This is a genomic window from Flectobacillus roseus (genome assembly GCF_030056595.1).
Lineage (GTDB): Bacteria > Bacteroidota > Bacteroidia > Cytophagales > Spirosomataceae > Flectobacillus > Flectobacillus roseus.
Genome location: NZ_JASHIF010000010.1, coordinates 317488 through 330256 on the forward strand (window position 1 = coordinate 317488; position 12769 = coordinate 330256).

5 protein-coding genes are annotated in these 12769 nt (G+C 38.8%); all 5 read left to right on the forward strand.

Annotated features, from left to right (window positions below; genetic code table 11):
* The first annotated feature begins 286 nt into the window (after positions 1–286).
* The gene (gene rpoB / locus QM524_RS13805) at positions 287–4147 is read left to right on the forward strand and encodes a DNA-directed RNA polymerase subunit beta (RefSeq protein ID WP_283345048.1); all 3861 of its coding nucleotides are present in this window, start codon (positions 287–289) and stop codon (positions 4145–4147) included.
* A gap of 3 nt (positions 4148–4150) precedes the next feature.
* Positions 4151–5797, forward strand: coding sequence for a hypothetical protein (locus QM524_RS13810; protein WP_283345049.1), 1647 nt, complete (start codon positions 4151–4153; stop codon positions 5795–5797).
* A gap of 145 nt (positions 5798–5942) precedes the next feature.
* Complete coding sequence (gene rpoC / locus QM524_RS13815) at positions 5943–10271, forward strand: DNA-directed RNA polymerase subunit beta' (RefSeq protein ID WP_095161122.1); 4329 nt, start codon at positions 5943–5945, stop codon at positions 10269–10271.
* A gap of 334 nt (positions 10272–10605) precedes the next feature.
* Complete coding sequence (locus QM524_RS13820) at positions 10606–10926, forward strand: DUF3467 domain-containing protein (protein ID WP_095161123.1); 321 nt, start codon at positions 10606–10608, stop codon at positions 10924–10926.
* Positions 10927–11210: 284 nt separating this feature from the next.
* Positions 11211–12662 carry a tagaturonate reductase gene (locus tag QM524_RS13825; RefSeq protein WP_283345085.1) on the forward strand — a complete coding sequence of 484 codons (1452 nt, stop codon included), beginning with the start codon at positions 11211–11213 and terminating at the stop codon, positions 12660–12662.
* Positions 12663–12769: the final 107 nt, after the last annotated feature.

The following is a 12769-nucleotide window of genomic DNA, read 5'->3' on the forward strand; positions in this document are numbered from 1 at the left end:
CTTGATAATCAAAGATTAATTTAATAATTTTGCAGGCTATCAAAGATTTTACGGATTTTGTATCCCATTTGATAAGTACTTGGTTCCGAAACACTTTTCTTTTTTCGTAGGAAGATTAGCAAAGGGAAACAATGATACTCACATCTACGAGGCTCCATTTGGCTCAAAAGCCAAACTTATCAGTTTTGCAAAGAAAAACCTTGCTTACCATTCTTTGCTCATTGATACCAACTGGTAACAGTAAACTTTTACAGTAAACTTCAAAACAGTAACAGCCTTGGCACACATGACAAACACTGGCAGACTCGCGTTCGCCAAAGTTAAGAATTTGCTTGAGTACCCAGATTTCTTGGATATTCAGGTGAAGTCATTTCAGGAGTTTTTCCAATTGGAAACTCCTGCTGAAAATCGTAATGACGAGGGTCTATTTAAAGTTTTTGCTGAGAACTTCCCTATTGCGGATTCTCGTGAAAACTTTGTTCTCGAATTTATTGACTATTCGGTTGACCCTCCAAAATATTCGGTAGATGAGTGTATCGACCGTGGTCTTACTTACTCAGTACCTTTAAAAGCGAAACTTCGTTTGATTTGTAACGATGATGACAACGAAGATTTCGAAACTATTGAGCAAGAAGTATTCTTAGGAAATATTCCTTACATGACTGAGCGTGGTTCATTCGTAATCAACGGAGCTGAGCGTGTAATTGTATCGCAATTGCACCGTTCTCCAGGGGTATTCTTCTCTCAAAGCCGTCACACAAACGGTACAAAGTTGTACTCAGCACGTATCATTCCTTTCAAAGGTTCTTGGATTGAATTTGCTACTGACGTAAACAACGTAATGTATGCTTACATCGACCGTAAGAAAAAGTTCCCTGTAACAACTCTTTTACGTGCGATTGGTTTCGGTTCAGATAAAGAAATCTTAGACTTGTTTGGCCTTTCTGAAGAAGTTAGAGCTGACCAAGCTACTTTGAAAAAAGCAGTAGGTCGTCGCTTGGCTGCAAGGGTATTAAGAACTTGGCAAGAAGACTTCGTGGATGAGGATACTGGTGAAGTAGTATCTATCGACCGTAACGAAGTATTGTTGGAACGTGACTCTGTTATTTCTGCTAACGACATCGAAACAATTTTAGATGCAGGTCTTGATACAATCATTCTTCACAAAGAAGATATGAACGTAAACGATTATAACATCATTTATAATACGTTACAAAAAGACTCTTCAAACTCTGAAAAAGAAGCGGTTGAGCAAATTTACCGTCAGTTGCGTAACACAGAAGCACCTGATGAGCAAACAGCTCGTGATATTATCCAAAACTTGTTCTTCTCTGACAAACGTTACGATTTAGGTGAGGTTGGTCGTTATAGAATTAACAAGAAATTGGGACATGATATTCCGATGGAAACAAAAGTATTGACGAAAGATGATATCATCTCAATCGTTAAATACTTAATCGGTTTGATCAACTCAAAAGCTGTAGTCGATGATATTGACCACTTATCAAACCGTCGTGTTCGTACTGTAGGTGAGCAATTATATGCTCAGTTTGGTGTAGGTTTGGCTCGTATGGCTCGTACAATCAAAGAACGTATGAACGTTCGTGATAACGAAGACTTCAAGCCAGTTGATTTGATCAACGCTCGTACGCTTTCATCAGTAATCAACTCGTTCTTCGGAACCAACCAGCTTTCTCAGTTCATGGACCAAACAAACCCATTGGCTGAGATTACTCACAAGCGTCGTTTGTCGGCCCTTGGACCTGGTGGTCTCTCTCGCGAACGTGCAGGTTTTGAGGTTCGTGACGTTCACTATACGCACTACGGTCGTCTTTGTACGATTGAAACTCCTGAAGGTCCAAACATCGGTTTGATTTCATCACTTTGCGTTCACGCGAAAATCAACTCGATGGGCTTTATTGAAACACCTTACCGTGTTGTTGAAGGAGGTAAAGTTCAGGTAGACCAAGTTCATTATTTGACAGCAGAAGAAGAAGATGGTAAAAACATCATTCAGGCAAATGCTTCTTATGGTGATGATGGTTTGTTTGAAAGCGATCGTGTAAAAGCTCGTTTTGAAGGTGACTTCCCAAGAGTTGACCCACAAGAGGCTCAATTCATGGACGTTGCTCCAAATCAAATTGTATCAGTTGCAGCATCTTTGATTCCATTCTTGGAGCATGATGATGCCAACCGTGCCTTGATGGGTTCAAACATGCAACGTCAGGCCGTGCCATTGTTGCGCCCTGAAGCTCCTATCGTAGGTACAGGTCTTGAAGCACGTGTAGCACTTGACTCTCGCACATTGGTTGTGGCAGAAGCAGATGGTGTTATTGCTTATGTAGACAGTATCAAAATCGTTGTGAAATACGATATGTCTCCTAATGAGTATTTAGTAAGCTTTGAAGGTGATACAAAAGAATACAAATTGATTAAGTTCCGTAGAACTAACCAGGATACAACAATCAACTTGAAGCCAATTGTTCGTAAAGGACAACGTGTGAAAAAAGGAGAAGCACTTTGTGAAGGTTATGCAACACAACAAGGTGAATTGGCACTTGGACGTAACATGAAAGTAGCCTTCATGCCTTGGCAAGGTTACAACTTCGAGGATGCGATTGTAATTTCTGAGAAAGTTGTTCGTGATGATATCTTTACTTCAATCCACATTGAAGAATTCGAACTAGAAGTTCGTGATACAAAACGTGGAGAAGAAGAATTAACAGCTGAGATTCCTAACGTTTCTGAAGAAACTGTGAAGAACTTAGATGAAAACGGTGTAGTACGTGTAGGTTCTGAAGTAAAAGAAGGAGATATCCTTATTGGTAAAATCACTCCAAAAGGAGAGTCTGATCCAACTCCAGAAGAAAAACTACTTCGTGCTATCTTCGGTGATAAAGCTGGTGATGTGAAGGATGCTTCTAAGAAAGCGCCACCATCATTGAAAGGTGTTGTTATCGATACCAAATTGTTTAGCCGTCCTAAGAAAGACAAAGACGAGCGTGAGAAAGCGAAGAAAGAATTGGCAATTTTGTCAAAACAATTGTCAAGAGACCTTACTTCTATCCGTGCTACGATGATAGGCAAAATGGTTGAATTGTTAGAAGGTAAAACTTGTAACGGTATCAAACATAAATTCGGTTCGGTTATCCTTGAAAAAGGAATCAAGTTTACAGCTCGTAACATCGAAGAGGCATTGTTCCCAGCTAAAAACTTGTACCGTGACGATAGCTCATATAGCGTTCCTGAAGAGGCTAACTTATTGGCTGACTTGATTTTGGAAGAAGCTAGCGATGATGATGCTGCCAACAAATTGTTGTTACAATTAGTGAAAAACTACAACGTTCGTCGTAACGAATTAGTAGGTCGTTTCAAACGTGAAAGATTCGTATTAGAAGTTGGAGACGAATTGCCAGCAGGTATCGTGAAATTGGCGAAAGTATATATCGCTAAGAAACGTAAGTTGAAAGTGGGTGACAAAATGGCGGGTCGACACGGTAACAAAGGGGTTGTAGCCCGTATTGTACGTGACGAAGATATGCCATTCTTAGAAGACGGAACACCAGTAGACATCGTGTTGAACCCACTAGGGGTACCTTCACGTATGAACATCGGTCAGATTTATGAGACAGTATTGGCTTGGGCAGGTGAAAAATTGAACAAGAAATACGCTACTCCAATCTTTGATGGTGCTACAGAAGCTGAAGTTGCTCACGAATTGACATTAGCAGGATTACCAGCTTGGGGTCGTACATACTTGTACAATGGTCTTAGCGGTGAGCGTTTTGATCAACCAGTAACAGTAGGTATTATTTACATGCTGAAATTGGGTCACTTAGTAGATGACAAAATGCACGCACGTTCAATCGGACCATACTCATTAATTACGCAACAACCTCTTGGTGGTAAAGCACAATTTGGTGGTCAGCGTTTTGGTGAAATGGAGGTTTGGGCACTCGAAGCATTTGGTGCTGCTAATATCCTTCAAGAAATTTTGACAGTTAAATCCGATGACGTAGTAGGTCGTGCAAAAGCATACGAAGCTATCGTTAAAGGTGAAAACATGCCAAAACCAGGTATTCCAGAATCATTCAACGTATTGATCCACGAACTAAGAGGTTTAGCGCTCGAAATTACGTTAGAGTAATAAATGACAAGGAAACTAGGTGTTTGGTTACTAGGTATAATACCTCCATTGATGTTTGCCTACTTCTGTTTTTATCATACACAGAATCTTGTGATATATGATGACTACACGATGGTTGCAGGAGCATTTTTAGGAGAACTAAAAGCATCAACTTTTAGCGAAAAACTTACCGCATTGTTTGCACAGCACAATGAGTATCGTTTTCCTATTTTGACGCTGATGAGTATGTTTCAATACAAGGTATTTGGTCAGATTCATTTCAACTATTACCCTTATATAGGAGACTTCTCATTGTTAGGATTGTATTTAGTAGTGTATAGTACCTTCAGAAGAGTTGAAAGTAGTAGTAAGCTGTTGCCAATGGTATATCTTATGTTTCCTTTACATATTTATATCATTATTACTTGGGCAAACTCTTCTTGTCAGTACTTATGGGCATTGTTTTATAGCATTTGGACAGTATATCTATTGTTACAGAAAAATTCTAAGTGGAATTATCTTGCATTTGGAACTGTATTAATGGGCATTTTTTCCTTTGGTAGTGGCATCTTTGCCCTACCACTGGGAGCTGTCATTTTATTAGTAGAAAAGAAATATAAGCTGCTATTAGCGTGGTTGGCTTATGCAGCGATAATAGTCGGATTCTATTTTCATGGTTACCAAAAGCAACCATTTATTGAATTAGGACTTAAGACGTTTCAAGAGCATCCAACTTATATTCCTTTAGGGTTTTTGTACATTTGGGGTGGATGGGCTGATTTATCCTTGTCGGCATTGAGTTTTTGGAAGGCTACAGTACCAGGTATAGCAGGGTTTTTGACTCTACTTTTGGTATTTTTTGTTTTGTGGAAGTCTTTTCTCAATATGAGAGCAAAAGACCAAACTGAACGTTTTGTAGCATCATTTACATTTTATGCACTTGGATACCTGCTTTTCACAACCAGTGTAATCGCATTTGGTCGAACAGGAAGTGATCCAGAATTTACGATGTTAGTTTCCAATCATCGTTATTATGCTTTCATGGCACTGGCATTGGTGTATGGATATTTTGTGATGAATGTGAGGTATGCACATTTTGCTAAAATTGCTTTAGGATTTTCTATGGCAGTCTTCTTTTTAGGATATGCAAAATTTTGGGGACTAATGTCCTCGCGTGCCAAACTTTTAGCTGCAGTAACATTTAATCATTATTATGATGGTGTTCCTCCTACTCATCCACATTATAACCCATTCTACTTTATCAAAAAGACGAACGATTCGTTAATGAATCATTATAAAGCTTATGTTTTTCCAGCAACACCTTTACACAAAGAATGGAAGTCATTTGCTGAAAAACCGACTTTTGAGAAGGAAACCTTGACTTTGCAATCTGTGGTAACAGATTCCACATTGACATTAGACGGTAATAATCTAGAGCAATCTGGACTTAGTGGAACTTATTATCTGTTGAAGTCGAAAGAACATTTATTTGTATATAATCCAAGTAGAGTTCAGTTGGCATCAAAAAAACCTTATTTGCAAAGCTCAGAATACAATACGATTATATCAAAAAGCGAACTGTACAAAGGATCTTACGAGTTAATCTTGTGTGATTATCAGGAGTCAAAAGCAAAATATTATAAGACAAATCTTACTTGGAATGTTTTATAACATAATTAGCTTTTTTCATAAGTGATTAAGTATCCTCGCTAAATCATAAGGTTGTTTTTCTGAAAGTCAATTACCAAGGAGAAATAATGCCATGTGTTAATTTCTCCAAACCCTTAGATATTTTAAATTAAAAACAGATTTAAAAATGTCATTCAAAAAAAATAGAAAATTAAATAGCGACTTCCAGAGAGTAACAATCTCGTTGGCATCGCCAGAGTCAATTCTTGAAGGTTCGCATGGTGAGGTTACTCAACCTGAAACCATCAACTATAGGACTTACAAACCAGAAATGGGTGGTTTGTTCTGCGAGCGTATCTTCGGTCCAACGAAAGACTGGGAATGTCACTGTGGAAAATATAAGCGTATTCGCTATAAAGGTATCATCTGTGACCGTTGTGGTGTAGAGGTTACTGAGAAAAAAGTACGTCGTGAGCGTATGGGACACATCGAATTGGTGGTGCCTGTAGCGCATATCTGGTACTTCCGTAGTTTGCCTAACAAAATTGGTTATTTGTTGGGTCTTTCTACGAAAAAATTGGATCAAGTTATCTATTACGAAAGATACGTGGTAGTTCAACCGGGTATCAAAGAGGAAGATGGTGTTAACAAAATGGACTTCTTAACAGAAGACGAGTATTTGGACATTATCGACAAATTGCCTCGCGAAAACCAATTGCTTCCTGACGAAGATCCTCAAAAATTCATCGCTAAGATGGGTGCAGAGGCACTTGAAATGTTGTTGAAACGTACTGCGTTAGATGACCTTTCTTATAGCCTTCGTCACTCGGCTGCTAATGATACTTCTCAACAGCGTAAGGCTGAAGCTTTGAAACGTTTGAAAGTAGTTGAAGCATTCCGTGAAGCGGGTACTCGTATCGAGAACAAACCAGAATGGATGGTAATTAAAATGGTTCCAGTAATTCCACCAGAATTACGTCCATTAGTGCCTCTTGATGGTGGTCGTTTTGCAACTTCCGATTTGAACGATCTTTACCGTCGTGTAATTATTCGTAACAACCGTTTGAAGCGTTTGATCGAAATCAAAGCTCCTGAAGTAATCTTACGTAACGAAAAACGTATGCTTCAAGAAGCTGTTGACTCATTGTTTGACAACTCACGTAAAGTTAACGCTGTTCGTTCTGAAGGTAACCGTGCTTTGAAATCTCTTTCTGATATGTTGAAAGGTAAGCAAGGTCGTTTCCGTCAAAACTTGTTAGGTAAACGTGTTGACTACTCTGGTCGTTCGGTAATTGTAGTAGGTCCAGAATTGAAGATGCACGAGTGTGGTTTGCCAAAAGATATGGCTGCCGAGCTATTCAAACCATTTGTTATTCGCAAATTGATTGAGCGTGGTATCGTTAAAACGGTAAAATCTGCTAAGAAAATCGTTGATAGAAAAGACCCTGTGGTTTGGGATATTTTGGAAAACGTAATGAAAGGACACCCTGTTCTTCTTAACCGTGCCCCAACTCTCCACCGTTTGGGTATCCAAGCTTTCCAACCTAAGTTGATCGAAGGTAAAGCTATCCAATTGCACCCATTGACTTGTACGGCCTTCAACGCTGACTTTGATGGTGACCAGATGGCGGTACACGTTCCACTAGGTCAAGAGGCTATCCTTGAGGCATCATTATTGATGTTGGCTTCGCACAACATCTTGAACCCTGCCAATGGTGCTCCTATTACTGTACCTTCACAAGACATGGTTCTTGGTTTGTACTACGTAACAAAAGGACGTAGACATACACCAGAGTACCCAATCCTAGGTGAAGGAATGAAATTCTACGGCTTTGAAGAAGTAGTAATTGGTATGAACGAAGGTAGAGTTTCGAAACATGCTAATATCGAAGTAAAAGCTAAGGTTCGTAAAGAAGACGGTACATTGGTTGAGGAAATGGTGAAAACTGTTGCTGGTCGTGTATTGTTCAACCTTTGTGTTCCTGAAGAAGTAGGATATATCAATGAATTGTTGACTAAGAAAAAATTGCAACAAATCATTTCTCAGGTATTCAAAATTTCAGGAGTAGCTCGTACAGCTAAATTCTTGGATGATATTAAAGAATTGGGTTACCAAATGGCCTTCAAAGGTGGTCTTTCAATGGGTATCGGTGATATTATCGTACCAGAAGAAAAGGCTGATTTGATTACTAAAGCTACTGAAGATGTAGCATCTGTAACAGATAACTACTTGATGGGTCTTATTACCGATAACGAGCGTTACAACGCAGTTATTGATATTTGGACGAAAGTAAACTCGAAAATCACGGATACGTTGATGAAGCAAATGGAAAATGACCAGCAAGGCTTCAACGCAATCTTTATGATGATGCACTCTGGTGCACGTGGTTCTCGCGAGCAGATTCGTCAGTTAGGTGGTATGCGTGGTTTGATGGCAAAACCTCAAAAGAACTTACAAGGTTCGGTAGGTGAAATCATCGAAAACCCAATCCTTTCTAACTTTAAAGAAGGTCTTGACGTACTTGAGTACTTTATCTCAACGCACGGTGCTCGTAAAGGTCTTGCCGATACAGCCTTGAAAACGGCCGATGCTGGTTACTTGACTCGTCGTTTACATGACGTTGCTCAAGATGTTATCGTAAACGAAGAGGATTGTGGTACATTACGTGGTATCCAAATCGCTGCGTTGAAAGATAACGAAGAAATCATCGAACCACTTTCTGAGCGTATCTTAGGTCGTGTGTCTATCCACGATGTACACGATCCTGTTACTGGAGATTTGTTGATTCCTGCAGGTGAAGAAATCACTGAAGAGATGGCAACAAGTGTAGATGATACGGCTATCGATTCTATCGAGATTCGTTCGGTATTAACTTGTGAAACTCGTAATGGTGTTTGTGCTAAGTGTTATGGACGTAACCTTTCAACAGGTCGTATGGTAAGTATTGGTGAAGCTGTAGGTGTAATTGCATCACAGTCAATCGGTGAGCCAGGTACACAGTTGACACTTCGTACATTCCACGTTGGGGGTACTGCACAAAACGTAACCCTTGATGCGACGATTAAAGCGAAATTTGATGGTATCATCCGTTTCGAAGAGATGCGTACTGTAGCCTCTGTAGATCCAGAAGGAAATCCAGTAGAAATCGTAATGGGTCGTTCGGGTGAGGTTCAAATTGTGAATCCAGCTACTAACCAAGTTTATATCACCAACAACGTTCCGTATGGTGCTTACTTGCGTGTGAAAGATGGACAAACGATTACTAAAGGTGCAGAAATTTGTGCTTGGGATCCATACAACGCCGTAATCCTTTCTGAAGCAGATGGTATTGCAAGATTCGACTCAATCGAAGAAAATATCACTTATAAGGAAGAAGCCGATGAGCAAACTGGTTTGAGAGAAAAAGTTATCATCGAATCTAAGGATAAAACTAAGAACCCTTCAATCGTAATTGTTAACAAAAACGGTGAAGAAACTTCGTTCAACGTACCTGTAGCTGCTCGTCTTTCTGTTGATAACGGTGCAGTAATTAAACCAGGTCAGATTCTTGCTAAGATTCCTCGTGCAGCTGGTAAAACTCGTGACATTACGGGTGGTCTTCCACGTGTAACCGAGTTGTTCGAAGCTCGTAATCCATCTAACCCTGCCGTAGTTTCTGAAATCGACGGTGTAATTACATTGGGTGGTATCAAACGTGGTAACCGTGAAATCTATGTGAAAGCTAAAGATGGTGCTGAACGTAAATACTTAGTTCCACTTTCGAAACACATCCTTGTACAAAACAATGACTTTGTTCGTGCAGGTGTGCCTCTTTCAGATGGAGCAATTACACCATCAGATATTTTGGCTATCAAAGGACCAACAGCGGTACAAGAATACTTAGTAAACGAGATTCAGGACGTTTACCGTTTGCAAGGTGTAAAAATCAACGATAAACACATCGAATGTATCGTTCGTCAGATGATGCAAAAAGTTGAAATCGTTGATTCTGGAGATACCATGTTCTTGAACAACCAGAATGTAGATCGTTTTGCAGTTCGTTTGGCAAATGATGATATTCTTGACAAGAAAGTTGTTGTAGATGCAGGTGACTCTGACAAAATGAAGGTTGGTATGATTGTAACGACTCGTGCGTTGCGTGATGAAAACTCTTCATTGAAACGTCGCGACTTACGTAAAGTAGAGGTTCGTGACGCTCAACCAGCGGTATCTCAACCAAACTTGCAAGGTATTACTCAGGCGTCATTGGGTACTGAATCATTTATCTCGGCTGCGTCATTCCAAGAAACAACGAAAGTATTATCTGAAGCTTCTATCAGAGCGAAATCAGATGGCTTAGATGGCTTGAAAGAAAACGTAATCGTAGGTCACTTGATTCCAGCAGGTACAGGTGTTCGCAAATACCAAGATTATATCATTACTTCGAAAGAAGAGTTACAACAAATCGAAACAGCTAAAGAACAGCAAGCTCAACAAAAAGTGGGTGGCTATCGTAAAGCTCGTTGGATTGTTTAGTACCAACTTCTTTTTGAATATATTTTCAAAGGCTCTTAGATTCAGTTCTAAGGGCCTTTGGCTTTTTTGATGAAAAATATCAAAATCTCAAATAGAATAAATGTTGATTTTATGGCAGTAAGTATTTGATATACAGGATTTTAAATTATAGTTTTCGTGGGGTATTTTTTACTGTTTTTCTTTTAAAAAATGTGTATTTTTTGATTTGAATGACTTTAAAATATCTTAACTAGCATGATTTTTTCAAAAGAAAAACTTTAATTAAAAGCTGGAATAATTGAATAGGTAATGTTTTTGATTAAATTTGAAAATCAAACTTTTACGTTTTTAAACTATGGCAAATCAACAAGACGAAACACAAATTAATGTAGAGCTTACAGAAGAAATGGCTGAAGGCGAGTATGTAAACCTTGCAATGATTGCACATTCACAAAGTGAATTTGTAATTGATTTTATTAAAATGATGCCAGGATTACCCAAAGCACGTGTAAAATCACGTGTAATAATGACACCTGATCATGCTTACAGATTATTAAATGCATTGAAAGATAACATCGCAAAATATGAGGATGCTTATGGTAGCATTTCTGATGAGAAAGGCGCTATTGGTTTCCAATTCCCAACAAATTATAGTGGTCCAGTCGGAGAGGCATAATCTGAGATTTGACCAGTTACTATGAAAATATAATCCTATATGCTTGGTAAATCTATCGGGTTTGAGCCAATTGATAGATATAATAACAAATGAGTTTATTCTACAGATTATTTAACTCATACCCGAGAGCACCAAGTTCCTACCTGTAGTACACGAATTTTCCAACCTAAAGGTTTGGGACACATCAACATCCTTAAGAAATAATATCTCTAAAATAGAGTAGAATAAACCCCTTATTTTACTTTCTAGTCAAGTATGTATTTACAAATTATATTCGTTGTGTGATGGATCTTAAACTAACCAAGTCATTTTTGTCGACAGCTACTGCCCAATTTAAAGGACAAGTACAAGTGCCTGATGAAACGCTATTCTCTTTACCTGAAAAAGTATTACAGTTTGGTACAGGCGTATTATTAAGAGGCTTATGCGATTATTTTATCGATAAAGCCAACAAACAAGGTGTTTTCAACGGAAGAATCGTTGTGGTAAAATCTACTGATAAAGGAGATGCCGATGCCTTTAATGAACAAGATGGCTTATATACTCACTGTATAAAAGGCTTAGAAAATGGCAAGTTGATTGAAGAAACAATCATCAATAGTGCTATTTCTCGTACCTTATCGGCTCGTAACGAATGGAGTGCTATTTTGGAATGCGCACGCAACCCTGAAATGCAAATTATTATTTCGAACACAACGGAGGTAGGTATTACATTACTTGAATCAGACAAGGTTACGTCGACACCACCGCAATCTTTTCCTGTAAAATTATTGGCATTCTTGTATGAAAGATGGAAACACTTCGGTGGTTCTGCTGAAAGCGGAATGGTGATTGTTCCAACTGAGCTGATTGTTGGTAATGGTGATAAATTACAAGAAATCGTTTTAGAACAAGCTCACCGCAATGCACTTGAGCCTGAGTTTATAGAGTGGATAGATACGCATAATCGCTTCTGTAATTCATTGGTGGATAGAATTGTACCAGGAAAGCCAGAAAATGCAACCGAAATCCTGCAAAAGTTAGGTTATCAAGATGACCTAGTAATTATGTCTGAAGTGTATCGCTTGTGGGCTATTCAAGGCGATGAGCACGTTCGTAAGGTATTGAGTTTTGCTCAAGTCGATGAAGGTGTTATTATTGAAAAAGACATTGAAATTTATCGTGAGTTAAAACTTCGCTTGCTCAATGGTACACACACGCTTATGTGTGGGATGGCGTATTTGTTAGGTTTTAAATACGTAAAAGACGTTATGGCTAATGGCTATATGAGTCGTATTATTACCAATCTGATGTTAGGTGAGTTGTCGTTGGCGATTCCATATAAAGTAGATTCAAAGACAGCAGATCGTTTTGGTCGTATGGTTTTGGATCGTTTCCGTAATCCATATATCAATCATAAGTTATTGGATATTACAGTACAGTATTCTGCTAAAATGCGTATGCGTAATGTACCAATCTTGATGGAGTATTACCGTGAATTTGGTCGTGCGCCAGAGCTATTTGCTATGGGTTTTGCTGCTTACTTGCAGTTTATGCATGCTGTAAAAGAGGTAAATGGCAACTATTACGGAGAATGTAACGGTGAGCACTATCAGATTAACTGTAACTATGCATCGTATTTCTACGAAGCTTGGGATAATTTTGATTTGCACAAAGTATTGTCTAATCGTAGCCTTTGGGGCGAAGATTTGACTCAACTAGCAGGCTTTGAAGAATCAGTATCTAAATACTTGTAAGCACTGTTTGTTTATCATATATTAAAATAAAAGAGGCGTTCTATCTCATCAAGAGTTTAGAACGCCTTTTTACATTCCTAAAAATAAGATTTCTGAAACGTATTTGT

Coding starts and splice junctions, on each gene's coding strand:
- rpoB (WP_283345048.1), top strand. CDS start 287: ATGACAAACACTGGCAGACTCGCGTTCGCCAAAGTTAAGAATTTGCTT.
- QM524_RS13810 (WP_283345049.1), top strand. CDS start 4,151: ATGACAAGGAAACTAGGTGTTTGGTTACTAGGTATAATACCTCCATTG.
- rpoC (WP_095161122.1), top strand. CDS start 5,943: ATGTCATTCAAAAAAAATAGAAAATTAAATAGCGACTTCCAGAGAGTA.
- QM524_RS13820 (WP_095161123.1), top strand. CDS start 10,606: ATGGCAAATCAACAAGACGAAACACAAATTAATGTAGAGCTTACAGAA.
- QM524_RS13825 (WP_283345085.1), top strand. CDS start 11,211: ATGGATCTTAAACTAACCAAGTCATTTTTGTCGACAGCTACTGCCCAA.